Annotated in this window: 19 protein-coding genes (1 of these 19 only partly in view); 12 read left to right on the forward strand and 7 right to left on the reverse strand. The window is 74.2% G+C overall.

Annotated features, from left to right (window positions below):
• Positions 1–365: 365 nt before the first annotated feature.
• Positions 366–1,127, reverse strand: coding sequence for a TIGR03089 family protein (locus tag FRZ03_RS19525; protein WP_146466463.1), 762 nt, complete (start codon positions 1,125–1,127; stop codon positions 366–368).
• Between the two features lie 317 nt (positions 1,128–1,444).
• Here FRZ03_RS19525 and manB point away from each other — a divergent pair, with 317 nt between their 5' ends.
• Positions 1,445–2,527: a mannose-1-phosphate guanylyltransferase gene (manB, locus tag FRZ03_RS19530; RefSeq protein ID WP_146466464.1), complete on the forward strand. Its 1,083-nt coding sequence runs from the start codon at positions 1,445–1,447 to the stop codon at positions 2,525–2,527.
• Positions 2,528–2,603: 76 nt separating this feature from the next.
• Here manB and FRZ03_RS19535 read toward each other — a convergent pair whose 3' ends face one another.
• From FRZ03_RS19535 to FRZ03_RS19550, 4 genes are all read right to left on the reverse strand, one after another.
• Positions 2,604–3,617 carry a DNA-3-methyladenine glycosylase family protein gene (locus FRZ03_RS19535; RefSeq protein ID WP_186785506.1) on the reverse strand — a complete coding sequence of 338 codons (1,014 nt, stop codon included), beginning with the start codon at positions 3,615–3,617 and terminating at the stop codon, positions 2,604–2,606.
• A gap of 123 nt (positions 3,618–3,740) precedes the next feature.
• Positions 3,741–5,057: a coenzyme F420-0:L-glutamate ligase gene (locus FRZ03_RS19540; protein WP_146466465.1), complete on the reverse strand. Its 1,317-nt coding sequence runs from the start codon at positions 5,055–5,057 to the stop codon at positions 3,741–3,743.
• The gene (gene cofD, locus FRZ03_RS19545) at positions 5,054–6,013 is read right to left on the reverse strand and encodes a 2-phospho-L-lactate transferase (RefSeq protein WP_146466466.1); all 960 of its coding nucleotides are present in this window, start codon (positions 6,011–6,013) and stop codon (positions 5,054–5,056) included. The genes FRZ03_RS19540 and cofD overlap by 4 nt, the downstream gene beginning before the upstream one ends.
• Positions 6,014–6,047: 34 nt before the next feature.
• Entirely contained in the window at positions 6,048–6,578 is a 531-nt protein-coding gene (locus FRZ03_RS19550) for a cysteine dioxygenase (protein ID WP_146466467.1), read from the reverse strand.
• A 689-nt stretch (positions 6,579–7,267) separates the two neighbouring features.
• Here FRZ03_RS19550 and FRZ03_RS19560 point away from each other — a divergent pair.
• From FRZ03_RS19560 to FRZ03_RS19570, 3 genes are all read left to right on the forward strand, one after another.
• A complete protein-coding gene (locus tag FRZ03_RS19560) occupies positions 7,268–7,531 on the forward strand; it encodes a WhiB family transcriptional regulator (RefSeq protein WP_003975777.1) in 264 nt (87 codons plus the stop codon).
• 205 nt (positions 7,532–7,736) lie between these two features.
• Positions 7,737–11,456 (forward strand): glycosyltransferase family 2 protein, encoded by a 3,720-nt coding sequence (locus FRZ03_RS19565; protein ID WP_146466469.1) that lies wholly within the window; start codon positions 7,737–7,739, stop codon positions 11,454–11,456.
• On the forward strand, positions 11,453–12,958 hold the full coding sequence (locus FRZ03_RS19570; RefSeq protein ID WP_146466470.1) for a DUF5719 family protein: 1,506 nt from the start codon (positions 11,453–11,455) through the stop codon (positions 12,956–12,958). Before FRZ03_RS19565 ends, FRZ03_RS19570 begins: the two co-directional genes overlap by 4 nt.
• A gap of 111 nt (positions 12,959–13,069) precedes the next feature.
• On the opposite strand, the gene FRZ03_RS19575 is transcribed toward FRZ03_RS19570, so the two are convergent.
• Entirely contained in the window at positions 13,070–13,522 is a 453-nt protein-coding gene (locus FRZ03_RS19575; protein WP_146466480.1) for a metallopeptidase family protein, read from the reverse strand.
• 364 nt (positions 13,523–13,886) lie between these two features.
• Here FRZ03_RS19575 and FRZ03_RS19580 point away from each other — a divergent pair, with 364 nt between their 5' ends.
• The 8 genes from FRZ03_RS19580 (at position 13,887) to FRZ03_RS19615 (ending at position 22,073) form a co-directional block, all read left to right on the forward strand.
• Positions 13,887–14,261 (forward strand): DUF3499 domain-containing protein, encoded by a 375-nt coding sequence (locus tag FRZ03_RS19580; RefSeq protein ID WP_037660842.1) that lies wholly within the window; start codon positions 13,887–13,889, stop codon positions 14,259–14,261.
• A gap of 117 nt (positions 14,262–14,378) precedes the next feature.
• Positions 14,379–15,743 carry a phosphomannomutase/phosphoglucomutase gene (locus FRZ03_RS19585; protein WP_146466471.1) on the forward strand — a complete coding sequence of 455 codons (1,365 nt, stop codon included), beginning with the start codon at positions 14,379–14,381 and terminating at the stop codon, positions 15,741–15,743.
• 72 nt (positions 15,744–15,815) lie between these two features.
• Positions 15,816–15,986 carry a Trm112 family protein gene (locus FRZ03_RS19590; protein ID WP_007450268.1) on the forward strand — a complete coding sequence of 57 codons (171 nt, stop codon included), beginning with the start codon at positions 15,816–15,818 and terminating at the stop codon, positions 15,984–15,986.
• A 101-nt stretch (positions 15,987–16,087) separates the two neighbouring features.
• A complete protein-coding gene (locus FRZ03_RS19595) occupies positions 16,088–17,215 on the forward strand; it encodes an SIS domain-containing protein (protein ID WP_146466472.1) in 1,128 nt (375 codons plus the stop codon).
• 58 nt (positions 17,216–17,273) lie between these two features.
• Positions 17,274–18,425, forward strand: coding sequence for a mannose-6-phosphate isomerase, class I (gene manA, locus FRZ03_RS19600; protein ID WP_146466473.1), 1,152 nt, complete (start codon positions 17,274–17,276; stop codon positions 18,423–18,425).
• Positions 18,426–18,554: 129 nt separating this feature from the next.
• Positions 18,555–19,535, forward strand: coding sequence for a cation diffusion facilitator family transporter (locus tag FRZ03_RS19605; protein ID WP_146466474.1), 981 nt, complete (start codon positions 18,555–18,557; stop codon positions 19,533–19,535).
• A gap of 292 nt (positions 19,536–19,827) precedes the next feature.
• Complete coding sequence (gene ahcY / locus FRZ03_RS19610) at positions 19,828–21,285, forward strand: adenosylhomocysteinase (protein WP_146466475.1); 1,458 nt, start codon at positions 19,828–19,830, stop codon at positions 21,283–21,285.
• A gap of 176 nt (positions 21,286–21,461) precedes the next feature.
• The gene (locus FRZ03_RS19615; protein WP_146466476.1) at positions 21,462–22,073 is read left to right on the forward strand and encodes a hypothetical protein; all 612 of its coding nucleotides are present in this window, start codon (positions 21,462–21,464) and stop codon (positions 22,071–22,073) included.
• Positions 22,074–22,112: 39 nt separating this feature from the next.
• Here FRZ03_RS19615 and FRZ03_RS19620 read toward each other — a convergent pair whose 3' ends face one another.
• Positions 22,113–22,500, reverse strand: the 3' end of a protein-coding gene (locus FRZ03_RS19620; RefSeq protein WP_146466477.1) for an RDD family protein. It continues 539 nt past the right edge of the window; only the last 388 of its 927 coding nucleotides appear in the window; its start codon lies off the right edge, out of view; the stop codon is at positions 22,113–22,115.

Below are 22,500 nucleotides of genomic sequence, written 5' to 3' on the forward strand. Positions count from 1 at the left end.
CGCCCCCCGCGCCCCCCCCCCCCCCCCCCGGCCCCCCCCCCCCCCCCCCTCCGCCCCCCCCCCCCCCCCCCTCCCCCCGCCCCCCCCCCCCCTCCCCCCCGCCCCCCCGGCGCCCGCCTTCCGCCGCCCCACCCCGTGCGCCGCCCGGCGCGGCGTCCTCCTGGTCCGCGCCGCCCGCGCCGCCGCCGCTGCGGCGCGCCGCGCCGGCGCCGCCGCCGCGCGAGCCCCCGCCCGCTCGCGGACGCACCGGCCCCGGGTCCGGACGGCGTACGGGCGGAGTCGGTCACGGCGCGGGGTCCCCGGGGCGGTAGGAGCGGCGGTACTCCTACGACGATGGAGCGCGCGGGCCGGTCGGGCGCCCTGGGCTACGCCGAGCGGGGGAGCCCGCGTACCGCCGTCACCTTCTCGCTCTCGATCCGCCTGGCCAGGGCCTCCTCGTCCAGGCGGTCCAGATGGCGGCAGAGCACCACGGAACCGCCGCCGGCCAGCGGCGCGTACAGTCCCGCGCTCAGCCCCTCCCAGGTGTCGTACGCCAGCCCCGACAGCAGCCGCGAACCGGGGCCCGTCAGATCCAGCGCCGGGGCGTCGGCGACGGCCTTCTCCACGACCTCGGCCCCGCTGTACTCCGCACCGGCCACGATCAGCGCCGACTCCCCGGCGTACGGCGAGGCGAACCGGTCGCCCTGGCCCGGCACCTCCACGGCGTAGTCGAGGAACCCCTGCGGCGGTTCGGGGAACCGCCCGCCGAGCGGCCGCAGGGCCAGCGCGACCCGCTCGCCCCGGCACGCCCGCGCCGCCTCCAGCGTGTCGGGCCCGCTGACGACCACGTCGGCCGCCGCCGGGTTCCCGGCCACGTCCGCCACCGCGCCCACCGACGCGCACGCCAGCAGCCACACCGCCGTCTGCCAGTGCGCGGGCAGCAGCAGCGTGACCCGGTCACCGGGTTCCACGGAGAGGTCGCCCTGGAGGAGGTTGGCGGTCTTGGCCACCCAGTTGGCGAAGGTGGCGACGGACAGTTCGACGCGTTCGCCCGTGGCGTCGTCGTAGAAGGTCACCAGCGGGCGGCCGGGGTCCGCGGCGAGCGCGGCGGCCAGCAGGTCGGCGGGGGTGCGATCGGTGGCGTTCACGCGGCACAGCGTACGCGTGGGAGGGTGGGGGACGACCGGGCCCGGTACGGGTCGGGCGACCCGGTTCGACCGGCGGCGCGGCGATCGGTCCGGTCACCGGACGACGGTGCGACGATCGGCCCGGTCACCGGTTCTGGTGGAGGTCGCGGGGCAGGTTCTGGTGGGGGGCGCGCCGATCTCTCACCGATCTCACACCGATCTCACGGCGAACGGCGTGGTCGTCACGGCCTCCATCGCTACGGTCTGCATACACTGACCGGCCGATACGAGTAGAACGAGGCAGTTCGGCCGGTCCCGGCAGGAAGCAGAGACGACAGGTGACAGAAGCGATCCTCCTGGTCGGCGGCAAAGGCACCCGACTGCGTCCGCTGACGGTGCACACCCCCAAGCCCATGGTGCGGGCCGCGGGCGTGCCGTTCCTCACCCACCAGCTGGCACGGGCGAGAGCGGCGGGCGTCGAGCACATCGTCCTCGCCACCAGCTATCTGGCGGAGGTCTTCGAGCCGTACTTCGGCGACGGCTCGGCTCTGGGCCTGCACCTGGAGTACGTCACCGAGGAAGAGCCCCTGGGCACGGGCGGGGCGATCCGCAACGTGGCCTCGCGGCTGCACTCCGGGCCCGACGAGCCGGTGCTGATCTTCAACGGCGACATCCTGACCGGCCTGGACATCCCGGCCCTCGTCGACACCCACCGGTCGACGGGCGCGGACGTCTCGCTGCACCTGACCAAGGTGACCGACCCGCGCGCCTACGGCCTCGTGCCCACGGACGACACGGGCCGGGTGCTGGCCTTCCTGGAGAAGCCGCAGACGCCGGAGGAGATCGTCACCGACCAGATCAACGCGGGGGCGTACGTCTTCCGCCGCTCGGTCATCGACACGATCCCGGCGGGCCGCCCGGTGTCGGTGGAGCGCGAGACCTTCCCGCAGCTGCTCGCGGCCGGCGCCCACCTCCAGGGCATGGTCGACTCGACGTACTGGCTGGACCTCGGCACCCCGGCGGCGTTCGTGCGCGGCTCGGCCGACCTGGTGCTCGGCAAGGCGCCGTCCCCCGCGGTGCCGGGGCGGTGCGGGGACCGGCTGATCCTGCCGACGGCCCGGATCGCGCCGGACGCGAAGGTGACCGGCGGCACGGTGGTCGGCGAGGGCGCGTTCGTCGCGGAAGGCGCGCGGGTCTTCGGCTCCACGATCCTGCCCGGCGCCGTCATCGAGCCCGGCGCGGTCGTCACCGACTCCCTCATCGGCACCCGCGCCCGGATCGGCGAACGCTCCGTGCTCACCGGCACGGTGGTCGGCGACGGCGCCGTCGTCGGCCCGGACAACGAGCTGCTCGACGGCGCGCGGGTGTGGTGCGACGCGCTGATCCCGGCGGGTGCGGTCCGCTTCTCGTCGGACCAGTAGGGCCGCCGCCCGCCGCGGCCGGACGTGCCGCCGGGGGAGGCGGGCGCCGGGGCCCCCGCAGGGGCCCGGCCGCGGCTCAGAGCAAGCCGATGTCCACCCGCGGCATCTTCGGGACCCGCCGCGCCGGCGCGACACCGCTCAGCAGGATCAGCCGGGCCGCCCGGTGCCGCTGCCCGGCATACGGCTCCAGCAGGCGCAGCATCACGGAGTCGTCCGCGTCCCGGTCACCCGCGAGGGCGAAACCGACGATGCGCGGCAGGTGCAGATCCCCGACCGTCACGGCGTCCGCCGCCCCATGGCTGCGCTGCACCACCTCGGCGGACGTCCAGGGCCCCACCCCGGGCACGACCTCCAGCCGTGCCCGAGCCTCGGCCGCCGGCATCCTCACCGACTGTTCGAGCCGTGCGGCGACCCGTACGGCGCGCAGGACGGTGGACGCCCGCTTGTCGTCGACGCCGGCCCGGTGCCACTCCCAGGAGGGGATCAGCGCCCAGGTCCGCGGCGCGGGCATCACCGACATCGGCCGCTCGCCGGTCCCCGCGGGTCCCGGCGCCGGCTCCCCGAACCGCCGTACGAGCAGCCGCCACGCCCGGTACGCCTCGTCCGTCGTGACCTTCTGCTCCAGCACCGACGGGATCAGCGACTCCAGCACCAGCCCGGTCCGCGTCAGCCGCAGCCCCGGCCGACGGTGCCGCGCCAGCGCCACCACCCGGTGCCGGGGGACGAAAGCGTCGGGGTCGTCGGCCGCGCCGAGCAGGTCGGGCAGCCCGTCGAGCAGCCACTCGGCGCCGGGCCCCCAGGCCTCGCCGAGCACCTCGCCGCCGTGCGCCCGCACCCGCAGCGTGCCGGGGCCCGCAGGGGTGCGGGTGGCCCGCCACACGGACCCGTCCGCGGTGGCCCGGAACGTCGGGTCGGCGGGGCCGCGCCGCAGCGGCCCGAGCACCAGACCGAGGTCGAGCGGTCCCCCGGGCGTCCAGCGCCGCACCCGCGCGGGGGCCGTGGCCTGCCGCGGTATCCCGGCTGCGGGCAGGCCGGCATGGCCGCCGCGCACGCTCGTGCGCGCGGCTCGGGGAGCGAAGCGTCCTGCCACGGATCAGATCCTCGGAATACGGGTGCCGTCCTTCGAGACTAGGGCCTTTCTCCCGGCCCGGGCCGACCGGCGAGACCGGGCCGACCCGGCAGGTCCGGGGGCGGGCCCGGTCCCCGCCGTCGTTCAGCGCACCTCGATGAACGCCCCCGCGTCCCGCTCGCCGCGCGGCGCCGGCGGCTGGGCCGGGCGCCCGATCGCCACCGCGCCCATCGGCTCCCACTCCGGGGGCAGCCCCAGCGCCTCGCGGACCACGTCCCGGCAGAACATCGTGGACGACACCCAGGCCGAGCCCAGGCGCTCCCCGGCCAGCGCCACCAGGAAGTTCTGCACGCCCGCGCCCATGGCGACGACGAACATGTCCCGCTCGGCGCCGTCCCGCCGCGCGTCCCCGTAGTGGTGCGAGCCGTCCATGACGAGGCAGGGCACCGCCAGGTAGGGCGCGTCGCGCAGCACGTCGCCGCGCCGGACCCGCTTGGCGATGGACTCCTCGCTCCTGCCGTCCCGGCGCAGGTCCGCGATCCAGGCGTCCCGCATCGCGTCCAGCAGCCGGGTCCGGGACTCGGCCGACTCCAGCAGCACGAACCGCCAGGGCGTGGTGTGGTGCGGGGCGGGCGCGGTCACGGCCGCCGCCACCGCCCGCCGCACCGCACCGGGATCCACGGGGCCGTCGGTGAAGGCCCGCACGGTGCGCCTTTGGGTCACGGCCTCGCGGACGGCCTCGGAGGTGCCGAGCCGGAACATGTCGTCGGCCGCGTTGCGCACCAGCGCCCGCGCGCCGGTGTCGCAGTCCCGCTCCACCACCTGGGGCAGGCCGCGCACCACCGCGACCGGCCGGCCCCCGGCCTTGCCCTTGACCAGGTCGCCGGCGGCGGCCAGCTCGTCCGCCGTGGCCACCACGGTGGCGCTGAGCGGATTGCCGTACGCGTCCGTGCCACCGCGCAGGTCGTCCAGCACGCGCACCCCGGCGGCGCCGATCGCCACGTCCGTCAGCCCCGAGCGCCAGGGCCGCCCGAAGGTGTCGCTGACGACGACCCCGACCTCCACGCCGAGGGCGTCCCGCAGGCCGTCCCGGATGGCCCGGGCGGACGCGTCCGGGTCCTCGGGCAGCAACAGCACGGTCCCGGCGGGCGTGTTGGAGGCGTCGACCCCGGCGGCGGCCATGACCAGGCCCTGCCGGTTCTCCACGATCCGCAGGGTGCCCCGGCGGGCCACCACCCGGACCGTCTCCGCGTCGATCGCGGCCTCCCGGTCGCCGGCCTCCATGATCCGGCCCTCGGCCTTGGAGACGATCTTGGACGTGACGATCAAAACGTCGCCGTCGGCCAGGCCGGGCTCGGCGGCGGCGATCAGCTTGGCGAGGTTGTCGCCCTGCCGCACCTCGGGAAGGCCGGCCGGCGCCCAGACCCGGAACTCCGGGCGCTCCCCACTGTCCGTGCTCACGCGCCGCGCACCTCCTCGGCCAGGGCCAGCGCCTCCCGCGCCATCTGCGCGGCCGCCTCCACGTCGGTCATCATCAGCGGCACGGCCCGGCAGCGGATGCCGTCGGCCTCGACGCGCTCCACCACCGCGGCGTCCACGGTGTCGACCAGCCAGCCGTCCAGCAGGCCCGAGCCGTAGTGCTCGGCGACCGCCGCCGCGGTGGACTCCACGCCGACCGCCGCGAGCACCTTGTCGGCCATCCCGCGCACCGGCGCGTCACCGACGATGGGGGACAGGCCGACTACGGGTACCCCCGCGTCCGCGATGGCCTCCCTGATGCCGGGGATCGCGAGGATCGTGCCGATGGACACGATGGGGTTGGACGGCGGGAAGAGGATGACGTCCGCCCCGGCGATGGCCTCCAGGACGCCCGGGGCCGGCTTGGCCTGCTCGGCGCCGACCGGGACCACGGCCTCGGCGGGGACGGAGGCCCGCAGCCGCACCCAGTACTCCTGGAAATGGACCGCCTTGCGTTCGCCGTCGATGTCGACGGCCACATGGGTCTCCACGCGGTCGTCGGTCATCGGGATGAGCCGCACGCCGGGCTTCCACCGGTCGCACAGCGCCTCGGTCACCGCGCTCAGCGGATAACCGGCGCCGAGCATCTGGGTCCGTACGATGTGCGTGGCGAAGTCCCGGTCGCCGAGCCCGAACCACTCCGGGCCGACGCCGTAGGCCGCCAGTTCCTCCTTGAGATGGAAGGTCTCGTCGGACCGCCCCCAGCCCTGCTCCTCGTTGATGCCGCCGCCCAGCGTGTACATCACCGTGTCGAGGTCCGGGCAGACCTTCAGCCCGAAGAGGTGGATGTCGTCGCCGGTGTTGCCGATGACCGTGACGTCCGCGTCCGGCACGGCCCGCTTCAGACCGCGCAGGAAACGGGCACCGCCGATGCCGCCTGCCAGAACCACAATGCGCATGGGGACCAGTCTCGCAGGAGGGGCCGACAACGCGTCAGGCAGTCGCCGGACGCGCCTCGCAGAAGGGGGCCGCGGGCGCGGCCCCGGCCGCCCGGAGCCGGGACGGGGGGAGCATCGGCATCTCGGTCAGGCCCGGGTGGTAGATGTGCAGGCTGACCGCCGGTTCCAGCGTGTCGTTGACGACCTCGTGCACATAGCCCGGCGCGAACACCCGCTGCGCGCCGGGCGCGAGGGCGTGGCCGCCGCGCCGGGTGTGCTCGGTGAGGGTCCCGGCCAGGACCGTGAGCACACCGCAGGAGCGGCCGTGGTCGTGCCGCCCGCTGCCCTGCCCGGGCAGCCAGGACAGCAGCCACACCTCGTAACCGGGGCCGGTGCGCAGCCGGTGGTACCAGCGGGTGGTGGCGTCGTAGCGGACCAGGCCGGCCCACTGGGCGCGGTCGGCGGCGATGGCGCGGGCCAGCCCCGCGAACTCGGCGACGGTGGCCGGGTGCTCGCGCGGCGGCTGGAGCAGATGCGGGACTTCGAGCAGGTCGCCGGCGATCTGGAGGTCGTTGTCGCTGTTCATGGGTGCGCTGGTTCCTCGGCGGAGAGAAGGCGGAGAAAAGAGTGGGACCCGGGTGGGAGACGGGTGCGGCGGAGTACGGCGAAACTCGGCGAAGGGGGTACGGCCGAGCCGCGCGGCGCGGGGCGTCGGCGACAGCCGGAGCGGGGACCTGGTGAGGCGGGCTCAACAGCTGGAACAGCGACAACAGCTACAGCGCGCCCGGGCAGCACCGTGGGACCCGGCGGTGCGGGTCGAGGTGGATGCCGAGTGCGCGAGCATGCCCCCTAGGACAACGGTTCACACCTGTGCTGTCAACTCGATGACCGTCATGTGGGACACAATTCACCTCATCCGGGGCATCTGGCCGATGGGGGGTTTGCGCCCCGGGACTGCGGGACACATGGGGCACATCCGAGCGGGCGACGAGCCGTGTGCAACGCGATCGAACGCCAGGGCGTCTTTCTCCGTGCGGGGACCCCGGAGGTGCCGTGCGGAGCGCGGCGGCCTTCCGGGCCTCGGCCATGTGTCGGGGTTTATGGCGATTTGAACACTTTCCGCATGGCCTTGGTTCCGCAGAGTGAATAACGGGCTCAATAGCAGATCTCGGCTTGACTCGCCCGGAGCAGCACACTTGTAATTTCACTCGTGTCGTTCAGCCGAAATCGGTAACGGCCAGGCACGGGGACGCGAAAGACAGACGAGGGGCGCACATGACCGAGCTGGTGCAGCAACTGCTGGTCGACGACGCGGACGAGGAACTCGGCTGGCAGGAGCGCGCACTGTGCGCCCAGACCGACCCCGAGTCCTTCTTCCCCGAGAAGGGCGGCTCCACCAGAGAAGCGAAGAAGGTGTGCCTCGCCTGCGAGGTCCGCTCCGAGTGCCTCGAGTACGCCCTCGCCAACGACGAGCGCTTCGGCATCTGGGGCGGCCTGTCCGAGCGGGAGCGCCGCCGGCTGAAGAAGGCCGCCGTCTGACCGCGCGCGAGCGTCACGCGGACCCGGGAGAACGTCACGAACGGCCCGTGGCCGGTGGGTTGTCCACAGGCGGCGGGCCGTCGTCGTGGGCAGCCGATAGTGTGGTCGCTCGTCCGAGACGGCCCGCACTCCCGACGACGTCCCCCTGAGGTCGCAGGAGGCGCGGGCGTCCACCGCAGTCCACCGAACCGGGGCCCGTACCTCGATGTCCGTGCACAGCCATACGACGGCCCAAGACCCGGCCGCCGCCGCAGCGTTCGACCCAGCCCGCCCGCCCGAGTTCCCGCGTCATGTGGTGACCGCGGTCCTCGTCTCCCACGACGGCGCCCGCTGGCTGCCCGACGCGCTCGCCGGGCTGCTCGGCCAGGAGCGCCCGGTCCAGCAGGCGGTGGCCGCCGACACCGGCAGCGCGGACGACTCCGCCCAACTGCTCGGCGCATCCCTCGGTGACGCGAACGTGCTGCACCTCGCCCGCCGCACCGGCTTCGGCCAGGCCGTCGAGGAGGCGAGCCGCTCCGCACGCGTCCTCACTCCGGACGAGCTGCCGTACCTCAAGCGCCCCAGCGGCTGGGACCCGGCCACCCGCACCTGGCGCGACGACGCCTACGACCTCCCCGAACTGCCGTACGGCGAGCCCGTCCAGTGGCTCTGGCTGCTGCACGACGACTGCGCCCCCGAACCCGACGCCCTCGCCCAGCTGCTGCGGGTCGTCGACAACGAACTCGAACTGGGCCGCGACGACGTGGCGGTGGTCGGCCCCAAACTGCGCGGCTGGTACGACCGCAGGCAACTGCTGGAGGTCGGTGTCTCCATCGCCAACTCCGGCCGCCGCTGGACCGGTCTGGACCGCCGCGAACAGGACCAGGGCCAGCACGACCACGTCCGCTCCGTGCTGTCCGTCTCCACCGCCGGCATGCTGATCCGCCGCGACGTCTTCGAACAGCTCGGCGGCTTCGACCGCCGGCTGCCCCTGATGCGCGACGACGTCGACCTGTGCTGGCGCGCCCATCTGGCCGGCCACCGCGTCCTGATCGCCCCCGACGCGGTCGTACGGCACGCCGAGGCCGCCTCCCGCGAGCGCCGCACCGTCGACTGCGTGGGCCGCACCGCCGCCTCCCCGCACAAGGTCGACAAGGCGGGCGCCGTCTACACCCTGCTCGCCAACACCCGTACCGCTGCCCTGCCCTGGGTGATGCTGCGGCTCGTCATCGGCACCCTGCTGCGGACCGTCGCCTACCTCGTCGGCAAGGTCCCCGGACAGGCCCTGGACGAGATCCGCGGCCTGCTGGGCACCCTGCTGCGACCCGAGCGGATCATCGCCGCCCGGCGCCGCCGCGGCACCCCGAGGATCGACAAGGACGAGCTGCGCCGCCTCTTCCCGCCGCCCGGCGCCACCATCCGGGCCACCGTGGAGCAGTTCGCCGGCAACCTCACCGCCGGTTCCGACACCGACACCACCCCGGCCGGCCGGCACGGCGGCGCCGTGGAGTCCGGACCCGGCGGCGACGACGCGGACTTCCTGGAGGTCGAGCAGTTCGCCCGGCTCAAGCGGATCGCCCGCAGGCCAGGACCGGTGCTCTTCCTCGCCCTGCTGGTCATCTCCCTGGTCGCCTGCCGCGCCCTGCTCTCCGGCGGCGCGCTCGGTGGCGGCGCCCTGCTGCCCGCCCCGGCGAGCGCCGGCGAACTGTGGTCCCGCTTCGCGGACGCGTGGCACCCGGTGGGTGCCGGCGGCACCCCGTCCGCGCCGCCCTACCTGGCGCTCGTCGCCACCTTCGCCACCCTGCTGTTCGGCTCCACCGGACTCGCCGTCACCGTGCTGCTGGTCTGCTCGGTGCCGCTCGCCGGGGTCACCGCCTACTTCGCCTCCCGGCCCCTGGTCACCTCCCGGCTGCTGCGCGCCTGGGCGGCCATCGCCTACGCCTTCCTGCCCGCCACCACCGGCGCCCTGGCCGGCGGACGCATCGGCACCGCCGCACTCGCCGTGCTGCTGCCGCTCATCGCCCGCGCGGGCATCGCCGCGAGCGGTCTCGCCGGCCGCGACGGCACCCGCGGCAGCTGGCGCGCCACCTGGGCGTACGCGCTGCTGCTGACCATCACCACCGCCTTCACCCCGATCGTCTGGCCGATCGCGCTGATCCTCGGCCTCGGCGTGCTCGTGCTGCGCCGCGCCGACCTGGTCCAGAACGGACTGCGCTTCCTCGTCCAGCTCGGCACCCCGCTGCTGCTCCTCGCCCCCTGGTCGCTGACCCTGCTGCCGACCGGCTTCTTCACGGAGGCGGGCCTGGCGTACGGCGCCTCGGCCGCCTCCGCGCTCGACCTGCTCGGCATCAGCCCGGGCGGCCCCGGCACCGCGAGCGGCCTGCTGCTGCTCGGCATCGTGCTCGCCGCCCTGGCCGCCCTGCTGCGCTCCGAACGGCAGCTGGGCATCCGCACCGCCTGGGCCGTCGCCCTGGTGGGCCTGGTCTTCGCGGTGCTCGCCAACCGGTCCGCCTGGGCCGGCCCGGCCACCCTCGTCTACGGCATCGCCCTGCTGTCGGCCGCCGTCCTCGGTGCCGACGGCGCCCGCGCCCGCGTGGCCGAGCAGAGCTTCGGCTGGCGCCAGCCCGTCGCCGCCCTGATCGCCCTCGCCTCGGCCGTGGGCCCGCTGCTGCTCGCGGCCGGCTGGATGCTGCGCGGCGCCGACGGGCCCGTGCAGCGCCGCGACCCGGCCCAGGTGCCCGCGTTCGTCGCCGAGGACTCCACCACCGGCGACCGCGCCCGCACCCTCGTCCTCGACAGCGACTCCGCCGCGCGGGTGCGCTACACCCTGGTGCGCGGCGCCGGCGCCCGCATGGGAGACGGCGAACTGGCCGCCGCCGACGGCGAGAACGCGCGCCTCGACAAGGTCGTCGCCAACCTGATCGCCGGCTCCGGCGCCGACCAGGCCGACGAACTCGGCGGCTTCGCCGTGCGCTACGTCCTCGTCCACAAGGGCGCGCCCCGCGACATCTCCCGGGTCCTGGACGCCACCCCCGGCCTCGCCCGGCTCAGCCAGCAGGACGGCAACGCCCTGTGGCGCGTCGGCCAGGAGGTCTCCCGCGCCGTCATCCTGCCCGCGGGCGGCTCCGGTTCGGCCGGCGGCCGGCCGGTGAGCGCCGGACCGGTGGACATCCACACCACCGTCCCCGCCGGCTCCGACGGCCGTGTCCTGCGCCTCGCCGACAGCGCCGCCCCCGGCTGGACGGCCACCCTGGACGGCAAGCCGCTGCCCCGCACCACCGTCGACGGCTGGGCCCAGGGCTTCCGGCTGCCGTCCTCCGGCGGCCGGCTCGACGTCACCTACGAGGCGCCGATCACGCACACCGCCTGGCTGTGGGCCCAGGGTCTGCTCGGCCTCGTCCTGGTCGTGCTCGCCCTGCCCGGCCGCCGCCGCGACGTGGACGACGACCTCCCGGAGGAGCAGCCGGTGCCCGCCCAGGCCGTCGCGGGCGAGGGCCGCCGCGCCCGCCGCCTGCGCGCCCAGGCCGAGGAGGCCGCGGCCGAGGAGGCGCCGGCCCCGGACGTACCGGCCCCAGACGTACCGGCCGAGCAGGCGCCCGCGGCCATGGAGGGCGCCGAGGCGCCGCCGGCCCCGATCCCGCACCAGCAGCCGTACGACCCCTCCTTCGACGCGCCGTACGCCGACTCCTACGGCCACACCCAGTACCCCGGCTACGGCACCGACGCGTACCAGGCGGGCGGTTACGACCAGCAGCCGTACCAGGCCGACCCCTACCAGGCGGCCCCGTACGACCCGTACGCCTACGGCAACGGTCAGCAGCAGTACGACCCCGCGGCGTACCAGCAGCAGGTCTACGACCCGGCGTACGACCCCGCCCAGCAGGGCTACGACCCCCAGCACCCCCATGGCACCGGCAGCGAGCGCCCCGACGGGAGCCAGCAGTGAACCGCACCACCCTGTCCCTGATCGCCGGCACCAGCGCGCTGGCCGCCGTCACGGCGTTCGCCGCGCTGGCCGGGCCCTCGGCCTCCGGAGCGGCCGCCCCCACGGCCGCCGCCCATCTGCCGGTGGAGCGCACCAGCCTGCTGTGTCCGGCGCCCAGCGTCTCGGACATCGCCGACACGTCGTACACCTCGTTCACGCCCGTCACCCAGGGCGCGCCGAGCGACGGCAAGGCCCAACTCCAGCCCGCCCCCGAGGAATCGGCGGGCGGCACCCAGCCGGGCAAGGGCAAGGGCGGCAAGAAGACCACCGCCAAGCCCTTGCTCACCCCGAAGGCGCCGGGCACCCCCGCCACCGGCGACACCTCCGGCGCCGACGGGCCCGCGCTGATCGGCACCGCCGACGGGAAGTTCGCGCCCGGCTGGACCGTCCAGGAGACCACCGAGATCGCCGCCGGCACCGGCCGCGGCCTCCAGGGCGTGACCTGCACCCCCGCGGACACCGAGTTCTGGTTCCCGGGCGCGAGCACGGCCGGCAGCCGCACCGACTACCTCCACCTGACCAACCCGGACGACTCCGCCGCCGTGGTGGACGTCGAGCTGTACGGCAAGAACGGCGCGATCAAGTCGCCGCTGGGGGAGAACCTCACGGTCAAGCCGCACACCAGCGAGCCGCTCCTGCTCTCCACGCTGACCGAGGAGCGGCAGGACGACGTGACCGTGCACGTCAGCGTGCGCAGCGGGCGGGTCGGCGCGAGTGTGCAGGCGCTGGACGGCAAGGCCGGCGGTGACTGGCTGGCCGCGGCCGCCGACCCGGCGGGCTCCCTGGTGCTGCCCGGCATCCCGAAGGACGCCACCGACGTCCGTCTGATCGCCTTCACGCCCGGCGACGCCGACGCCGACCTCACGATCCGCCTCGCCTCGCCAAGCGGCCTGATCACCCCCGCCGGGAACGAGACGCTGCACGTCAAGTCCGGTATGACCACCGCGGCGGACCTCGGCCCGGTGACCCGCGGCGAGGCCGGCTCGCTGGTGCTGACGCCCACCGACCAGTCGGTGCCGGTCGTCGCCGCGCTCCAGGTGCTGCGGGGCAAGGGCGCGAACCAGGAGATGGCCTTCATCCCGGCCACCGCCCCCGTCGGCACCCGCGCCACCTCGGCCGACAACAACTCCAAGGGCACCACCCTCGCCCTGACGGCGCCCACCGGAACGGCCAAGGTCAAGGTCACCGCCTCGGCGGGCAGCGACGGCGGGACGGCGGTCTCGAAGACCTACACGATCGGCTCCGGCACCACCCAGAACATCGACGCCCCGGCCCCCTCCGGCCAGGGCGGCACCTATGCCCTGACGATCGAACCCCTCACCGGCGCCCCCGTCTACGCCGCCCGCACCCTCACCGCCACCGAGGCCGGCATCCCCGGCTTCACCGTCCAGACCCTCCCGAACGACCGGGGCCTGGTCGCGGTCCCGAAGACGGACGAGGACCTCTCGATCCTCCAGAAGTGACCAGCCGGCGCCCGCGGTCGCGCGCACTCCGCGACCGCGGGCGACCGGACCGGTCCCGTCCGGCCACGGCAGGGCCCGGTGCGGCCACGGCACGACCCGCGGGGACCGGCCTCAGTCCTCCCCGTACCGGGGATCCACGGTCTCCGGCGTCAGCCCCAGCAGCTCGGCCACCTGCTCGACGACCACCTCGTGCACCAACGCCGCCCGCTCGTCGCGCCCCTTGGAGCGGATCTCCACCGGCCGCCGGTACACCACGACCCGCGCCCGCCGCCCGTCGTGCGCCGGCACGACCCCGCCGAGCGGTACCGCCTCGTCGCCCCACAGTCCCGCCTCGGCCCCTTCGAGCCGCGGCACCTCCAGCACCAGGAAATCGACCTCGGTCAGCTGCGGCCACCGTCGCTCCAGCCGGTCCACGGAGTCCTGCACCAGGTCGGCGAAGACCTCCGCGCGGCTGGCCGCCAACGGCACCTGCGGAGGCGCGATCGGCCCGCGCATGCCCCGTCCGTGACGATCGCGGCGGCGGGGCCCGGGGCCTGCGGCTCGGGGCGGTACACGGTTGTCCATCACCGGTGAAGCGTAGTCCTCGGCCGCCCGGCTCGTCCGGCCTCACGCGCCAACCGGCCACCGGCGACTTCATGTCGCGTTCCTGTCGTCTCCCTGTCGCAGGATGACCGTTCCGGCCAAGGACCGGCTCGTTTCGGCAACCCTCCCGGAACCGTTCCCGGCCAGGGAACTCAAGGCATTTGACGGTGTTTGTACCGGCTCATGACCGAAAACGGCCCCGCCGGGACCCGTCGAAAACCCCTTCCGCGCAGGTCAACAGGGCCGGTCCGCAGGGGGGTGTGGGGCGTTTCACAGCACGACACGGTGGAGTGACTGGGCGGAGAGTCGTCGCGGCCCGCTCAAGAGTGCGGTACCGTCCAACGTCGTGAGCCCTGTACGTCGCTGTTCGCGCACCGCCTGCGGCCGACCCGCCGTCGCGACGCTGACGTACGTCTACGCCGACTCAACCGCGGTCCTCGGCCCGCTCGCCACCTACGCCGAACCCCACTGCTACGACCTGTGCGCCGAGCACTCCGAGCGTCTCACCGCCCCGCGCGGCTGGGAGGTCGTCCGTCTCCTCGACGGCTCCGCCCCCGCCCGCCCCAGCGGCGACGACCTGGAGGCGCTCGCCAACGCCGTGCGCGAGGCGGCCCGCCCCCAGGAGCGCGCGGCCGAGGCCGGTGGCGGCGCCCGCACGGCGGACCCCATGGAGGTCGCCCGCCGCGGCCACCTCCGGGTCCTGCGCTCCCCGGACAACTGAGCGACACCGGCCGCCACTCCTGCCGGTGACGCCCGCGCGTCCGCTGGTGTCCGCACACCTCGCCCTTACCCCGGACGGGTAGTTTGTGGGCACCCAAGAACTTCAGGAGGGTTGGCCGTGACTGCTGATCTGTCGCAGCTCGTGAAGGCGTACGACGTGCGCGGAGTGGTCCCGGACCAGTGGGACGAGACACTGGCCGGGCTCTTCGGCGCCGCCTTCGCGGAGGTGACGGAGGCCACGGCGATCGTCGTCGGCCACGACATGCGGCCCTCGTCCCCCGGCCTTGCCCGCGCCTTCGCGCGCGGCGCGGCGGACCGCGGCGCCGACGTCACCGAGATCGGCCTGTGCTCCACGGACCAGCTGTACTACGCCTCGGGCGCGCTGGACCTGCCCGGCGCGATGTTCACCGCCTCCCACAACCCGGCCCAGTACAACGGCATCAAGATGTGCCGGGCCGGCGCCGCCCCGGTCGGCCAGGACACCGGCCTCGGGCAGATCCGCGAACTGGTCGAGGGATGGCTGGAGTCGGGCGCCCCCGAGCCGGTCGCCGAGCCCGGCACCATCGGCTCCCGCGAGACGCTGGAGGACTACGCGGCGCACCTGCGCTCGCTGGTCGACCTCACCGCCATCCGCCCCCTGAAGGTCGTGGTCGACGCGGGCAACGGCATGGGCGGCCACACCGTGCCCACGGTCTTCGCCGGCCTGCCCCTGACCCTCGTCCCGATGTACTTCGAACTGGACGGCACCTTCCCGAACCACGAGGCCAACCCGCTCGACCCGGCCAACCTCGTGGACCTGCAGAAGCGGGTCCCGGCCGAGGGCGCCGACCTCGGCATCGCCTTCGACGGCGACGCCGACCGCTGCTTCGTCGTCGACGAGAACGGCGACCCGGTCTCCCCGTCCGCCGTCACCGCCCTGGTCGCCGCCCGCGAACTCGCGCGCAACGGCGGCGCGGGCACCGTCATCCACAACCTGATCACCTCGCGCACCGTCCCGGAGGTCGTCCGCGAGCAGGGCGGCACCCCGGTCCGCACCCGCGTCGGCCACTCCTTCATCAAGGCGGAGATGGCCCGCACCGGCGCGATCTTCGGCGGCGAGCACTCCGCGCACTACTACTTCAAGGACTTCTGGAACGCCGACACGGGCATGCTGGCCGCCCTGCACGTGCTGGCCGCCCTCGGCGGCCAGCAGGGCCCGCTGTCCGCGCTGGTCGCCCAGTACGACCGCTACGCGGGCTCCGGCGAGATCAACTCCACCGTCGCCGACCAGGCCGGCCGCCTCGCCGCGATCCGCGCCGCCTACGAGGGCCGCGACGGCGTCACCCTGGACGACCTCGACGGCCTCACCGTCTCCGCCGCCGACTGGTGGTTCAACGTCCGCCCCTCCAACACCGAGCCGCTGCTCCGGCTGAACGCCGAGGCGAAGGACGAGGCCACCATGGCCGCGGTCCGCGACGACGCCTTGGCGATCATCAGGGCCTGAAACCCCGATCCGCCCCGCAGCGGTTACGCTGACCAGCGGTCAACGAAACTCCGCCCCTCGAAGGGACACCCCATGCCGCTCGAAGCCGGCCTCCTGGAGATCCTCGCCTGCCCGGCCTGCCACGCGCCCCTCAAGGAGCAGGACGCCGAGCTGATCTGCACCGGCCAGGACTGCGGTCTCGCCTACCCGGTCCGCGACGGCATCCCGGTCCTCCTCGTGGACGAGGCCCGCCGCCCCGAGTGAGCCGGGCCGCCCGGCGCCACGGCGCCCCCGAAGCGTCGCGGGCGCCGCGGACCCGCGTAGCGTCGTAGACACCGCATCCCGGCGATCGGAGGCTGCCGCCCATGCTGGACGAAACGCTGCTCGACAGCCCGGAGGGCCTCGCCGAGGCCGACCGCCGGGGCCTGCTGCGCGGTGCCGCCGAGGCCGGCGCCCGCGTGCGCACCGCGGCCCGGCACGCCGCCGAGGCCGGCATCGGCGGCCTCGAACCCGACGGCCGCCCCCGCGCCGTACTGATCGCGGGTCCCGGCGCCGCCGCCACCCACACCGCCGACCTGCTCGGCACCCTGGCCGGCCCCGGCAGCCCGGTGGTCCGCCTGGCCCCCACCGGGGTCGCCCCCGCCGCGGGCGCCCTGCGCTGGGAACTGCCCGGCTGGGCCGGCTCCGTGGACCTGCTGCTGATCGCCACCCCGGACGGCACCGAGCCCAGCCTCTCCCTCCTCGCCGACCAGGCCTACCGCCGAGGCGTCTCGGTGGTCGCCGTCGCCCCGGTCGGCACCCCGCTCGCCGAGGCGGTCTCCGGCGCGCACGGACTGTTCGTCCCGATGGCTACGGCCCCCTACGACCAGGAGGAACCGCTCGCCGCGTCCTCCCCGGGCGTCTTCTGGGCCCTGCTGACCCCGCTGCTCGCCCTGCTGGACCGCGTCGGCCTGCTCAGCGCCCCGCCGGAGGCCCTGGAGAAGGTCGCCGACCGGCTCGACGAGGTCGCCGAGCGCTGCGGCCCCGCCATCGTGGCCTACAGCAACCCGGCCAAGACCATCGCCGCCGAACTCGCCGACGCGCTGCCCGTGGTGTGGACGGAGGGCGCCTCCGCGGGCCCGGCGGGCCGCCGGTTCGCCGCCGCCCTCGCCGAGCTGGCCGGCCAACCCGCCGTCGTCGCCGAACTCCCCGAGGCGCTCGCCGCGCACGGCGCCCTGCTGGCCGGCCCGCTCGCGGCCAGCGCCGACCCGGACGACTTCTTCCGCGACCGGGTGGAGGAGCCGCCCGCGCTGCACGCGCGCGTGGTGCTGCTGCGCGACCGCCCGCTCGGCGGCCTCACCGCCGCCCCCGCCGCCCGTGACCTGGCCCTCAGCCACGACACGCCGATCAGTGAACTGGAACCCGAGGAGGGCGGCGAACTGGAGACGCTCGCGGAACTGATCGCCGTCACGGATTTCGCCGCCGTTTACCTGGCGCTCGCCTCCGGGGCCTGATCTGGCTACAGGCCGCAAGAACACCGGTCGGCGCACGCACGGAAGACAGAGAAGACACATGGACCGCCTCGACAACACCGTCCGCCCCTACGCCTGGGGTTCCTCCACCGCCATCCCGCGGCTGCTCGGCACCGAGCCGACCGGCGAGCCCCAGGCGGAGATGTGGATGGGCGCCCACCCCGGCGCCCCCTCGCGCACCGCGCGCGGCACGCTCGCCGAGGTGATCGACGCCGACCCGGAGCGCGAGCTGGGCAAGGAGGCGGTCGCCAGGTTCGGCCCCCGGCTGCCGTTCCTGCTCAAGATCCTCGCCGCGGACGCCCCCCTGTCGCTCCAGGTGCACCCCGACCTGGAGCAGGCCAGGGAGGGTTACGCCGACGAGGAGCGCCGCGGCGTCCCGGTCGGCGCCCCCGAACGCAACTACAAGGACGCCAACCACAAGCCCGAACTGATCTGCGCCCTCACCGAGTTCGACGGCCTGTGCGGTTTCCGGCCCCCGGAGCGGGCCGCCGACCTGCTCGCCGGACTCGGCGTCGACTCCCTCAAGCCCTACGTCGACCTGCTGCGCGCCCACCCCGAGGACGCGGCGCTGCGCGAGGTCCTCACCGCGATCCTCACCGCGGACCGCGAGGAGACGGCCCGCACGGTCACCGAGGCCGCGGCCGCCTGCGCCCGCCTGGGCGGCGACTACGCCCCCTACGCCGAGCTCGCCCACCACTACCCCGGCGACCCCGGCGTCCTCGCGGCCATGCTGCTCAACCACGTCCGACTCCAGCCCGGCGAGGCGCTGTTCCTCGGTGCCGGGGTGCCGCACGCCTATCTCAGCGGCCTCGGGGTCGAGATCATGGCCAACTCCGACAACGTGCTGCGCTGCGGGCTGACCCCGAAACACGTCGACGTGCCCGAACTCCTGCGCGTGGTCCGCTTCGAGGCGGGCGACCCGGGCGTGCTGCGGCCCGAGGCCGCCCCGGACGGCGAGGAGGTCTACGAGACGCCGATCGACGAGTTCCGGCTCTCCCGCTACGTCCTGCCCGAGGGCGGCACCGCCCGCGACCTCACCCGCGACACCGCGCAGATCCTGCTGTGCACGGCCGGGAGCGTCCGCGCCGGCGAGCACGAACTGGGCCCCGGACGCTCGGTGTTCGTCCCGGCCGGCGAGAAGGCCGAGATCTCGGGCGCGGGCACGGTCTTCCGCGCCACCGTGATCGTATGAATGGTCGTATGACCGGGCCTGTGGAAACCTGACGCGCCGGTGCCCGGCCTGGCTGCAAGAATGGCCCACCGGCAAAGGCCGGGCAAAGACGCAGGCACCGAGCAGAGACCGAAGGGACAACGCGGACACATGAGCGCGTCAGGCGGTACCAGGGCGATCGTGGCGGCACTCGGCGCCAACCTCGCGATCGCGGCATCGAAGTTCGTGGCGTTCGCCTTCAGCGGCTCCTCCTCGATGCTCGCCGAGGGCGTCCACTCGGTCGCCGACTCCGGCAACCAGTTCCTGCTGCTCATCGGAGGCAAGAAGGCCGAGCGCGAGGCCACGCCGCAACACCCCTTCGGCTACGGCCGCGAACGCTACATCTACGCCTTCCTCGTCTCGATCGTCCTCTTCTCCATCGGCGGCATGTTCGCCATCTACGAGGGCTACGAGAAGATCTCCCACCCGCACGAACTGGAGAACTGGTACTGGCCGGTGGCCGTCCTCGTCTTCGCGGTCGTCGCCGAGGGCTTCTCCTTCCGCACGGCCATGAAGGAGTCCAAGGAACTGCGGGGCACGCTGTCCTGGGCGCAGTTCATCCGCCGCGCCAAGGCCCCCGAACTGCCCGTCGTCCTGCTGGAGGACTTCGGCGCGCTCATCGGCCTCGTCTTCGCCCTCGCCGGCGTCGGCCTCTCCCTGCTCACCGGCGACGGCGTCTGGGACGGCGTCGGCACCGTCTGCATCGGTGTCCTCCTCGTCTGCATCGCCCTGGTCCTGGCCGCCGAGACCAAGTCGCTGCTGCTCGGCGAGGCGGCCGGCCTCGACGTGATCAAGAAGATCGAGGCGGCGACCGTCGACGGCGAGACGGTCACCCGCATCATCCACATGCGCACCCTCCACCTCGGCCCCGAGGAACTCCTGATCGCCGCCAAGATCGCGGTCCGGCACGACGACACCGCCGCCGAGGTCGCCGCCGCCATCGACGCCGCCGAGGACCGCATCCGCACCGCCGTCCCCATCGCCCGCGTCATCTACCTCGAACCGGACATCTACAGTGAGGCCGAAGCCGCCAAGGGCCCCGACCCGGCGGCCACCCCCGGTGGCCCGAACCCGCACGCCACCGGCCACTGACCCGCCCCGGCCGGCCCCCCGCGGACCGCGCGGACGCCCGGCGAACGGGTCACCCCACGCGGACGCGGACTGTGGGCGACCGGGCCGTCCGGTGTAGCTTGGGACGGAGCCAGACGTCGCTGCTGATGGCGGTCGGGCGGTCCCCACGGACCGGCCGAGGGAGAGAGGGCCTCCGACGGACTGCGCTGCGCACACGTGGGCATGCCAGTGTCCTCTACCCGGGGACCCGTATGTCCGCCGCCGCGCAGACCAGCCGTACCCACCTCGACCCGAATCCGAGGAGCAGCTCGCAATGACGACTGTCGACAACCGACAGGACTTCAAGGTCGCCGATCTCTCGCTGGCCGAGTTCGGCCGCAAGGAGATCACCCTCGCCGAGCACGAGATGCCCGGCCTGATGGCGATCCGCAAGGAGTACGCCGAGGCCCAGCCCCTCGCCGGCGCCCGCGTCACCGGTTCGCTGCACATGACGGTGCAGACGGCGGTGCTGATCGAGACCCTGGTCGCCCTGGGCGCCAGGGTCCGCTGGGCCTCCTGCAACATCTTCTCCACCCAGGACCACGCGGCCGCCGCCATCGCCGTCGGCCCCGACGGCACGCCGGACAACCCGCGGGGCGTCCCGGTCTTCGCCTGGAAGGGCGAGACCCTGGAGGAGTACTGGTGGTGCACCGAGCAGGCGCTGACCTGGCCGGACAGCCCGACCGGCGGCCCGAACATGATCCTGGACGACGGCGGTGACGCCACCCTCCTCGTCCACAAGGGCGTCGAGTACGAGAAGGACGGCAAGGTCCCCGGCCTGGAGACCGCCGAGTCCGACGAGCACCGCGTCATCCTCCAGCTCCTGCACCGCACCCTGGGCGAGAACCCCCAGAAGTGGACCCAGCTGGCCTCCGAGATCCGTGGTGTGACGGAGGAGACCACGACGGGTGTGCACCGTTTGTACGAGATGCAGCGTGACGGTGTGCTGCTGTTCCCCGCGATCAATGTGAACGACGCGGTGACGAAGTCGAAGTTCGACAACAAGTACGGCTGCCGGCATTCGCTGGTGGACGGCATCAACCGGGCGACCGATGTGCTGATCGGTGGCAAGACCGCGGTGGTGTGCGGGTACGGCGATGTCGGCAAGGGCTGTGCGGAGTCGCTGCGGGGTCAGGGTGCGCGGGTGATCGTGACGGAGATCGACCCGATCTGCGCGTTGCAGGCGGCGATGGACGGTTACCAGGTCACGACGCTGGACGAGGTCGTGGACAAGGCCGACATCTTCGTGACGACGACGGGCAACAAGGACATCATCATGGCCTCGGACATGGCCCGGATGAAGCACCAGGCGATCGTCGGGAACATCGGTCACTTCGACAACGAGATCGACATGGCCGGTCTGGCGAGGATCCCGGGCATCGTCAAGGACGAGGTGAAGCCGCAGGTCCACACGTGGACGTTCCCGGACGGCAAGGTGATCATCGTGCTGTCCGAGGGCCGGCTGCTGAACCTGGGCAATGCCACGGGTCATCCGTCGTTCGTGATGTCGAACTCGTTCGCGGACCAGACGCTGGCCCAGATCGAGCTGTTCACCAAGCCCGACGCGTACCCGACCGGTGTGTACGTGCTGCCCAAGCACCTGGACGAGAAGGTCGCCCGGCTCCACCTGGACGCGCTCGGCGTCAAGCTGACCACGCTGCGTCCGGAGCAGGCCGCCTACATCGGTGTCGAGGTCGAGGGCCCGTACAAGCCGGACCACTACCGCTACTGACCGCCCCCCGAGCCGCTCACCGCGTCTCGGCCAGGTCCGCGAAGACAGGCCCCCGCACCCCCGTGCCGGGGGCCTGTCTCGTTGGAGCGGTGCGACCCCTCACCCACCCGCCCGGCGCTCACGCCTCCGGACCGGTACGCGGCGGCGACCCGAGCCCGTCACGACCCAGGACCCCCATGCCCCGCGGCCGCTATTCGCTCCACGATCCGCACGATCACACCCCCCTCGGCGAAGAACACTTCCAGTGCGCCCCCGGCCCGTCCGGCTGGCGCTACGTCTCCCGGCTGACCACCCCCGCGGGGGACCACCGCGGCTCGGTCGACCTCGCCCTGGACGACCTCGGCCGCCCCCTGCGCCTCGAACTCCACGCGGGCGGCTGGCAGGTGCGCGGTGCCGCCCTCGACGGCGTCACCTGGGTCCGCACGGACCCCACCGGCACCCATGCCACTGAAGGCAATGTGCGCGCCCACGCCTTCACCGGCACGTCCCCCGCGTTCCTCGTCGCCACCGCTCGTCTGCTGCGCCTCACCCCTTCCTCCGCGACCCGTGTACGACTCGTCGCCTTCACGGACCCGGTCCTCGCCCCCCGCACCGTGGACCAGTCCTGGGCGCTGGTGGACAGCGAAGCACACGCCACTGACAACGGCCCCCTGACCGTGGACGAATACCAGGTCACAGCCCTGGACACCGGCGAACGGCACACCGTCCACATCGCCGGCGACGTGGTGCTGGCCGCGCCCGGGATCGAACTGGAGGACCTCGAGTCCCCGCCGTCGGCGTTCGGCTGAGCGCGATGTGCGTGAGGGGGAGGGGGCGGACCGTCTGCCTTACGCGGGCGGCGCGAACCCGGTGACCGGGCGCTCCTGCCGCGCGGTACCGGCCGACGGCCCGGCGGATACCTGCGGCGGCGCCGCAGGTGGCTGGTACGCGGGCTGCGCGGCAACCGCCGGGTCCGGCTGCGTGCTCGCCCGGGCCGCGTCCGGGCCGCCCTCCGGCGCGGGACCGCCCGGGCCGAACGCCCGCCGTGACTCCCGCGACTGCCGCTCGTGCACCACCGCGGCCAAGAAAACGGCCGGCGGCAGATCAGTGGGCGACGGAGTCCCCGTGCACGCCGCGAGGTCGCCCGCGAGCCGCTGTGCCATGCCCCAGGACACCCCGGGCTCCAGCTGACGCATCCGCGTCAGGTACTGCCGTACGGCGAGCCACAGCCCGTCC

This window comes from Streptomyces misionensis (genome assembly GCF_007896895.1).
GTDB lineage: Bacteria > Actinomycetota > Actinomycetes > Streptomycetales > Streptomycetaceae > Streptomyces > Streptomyces misionensis_A.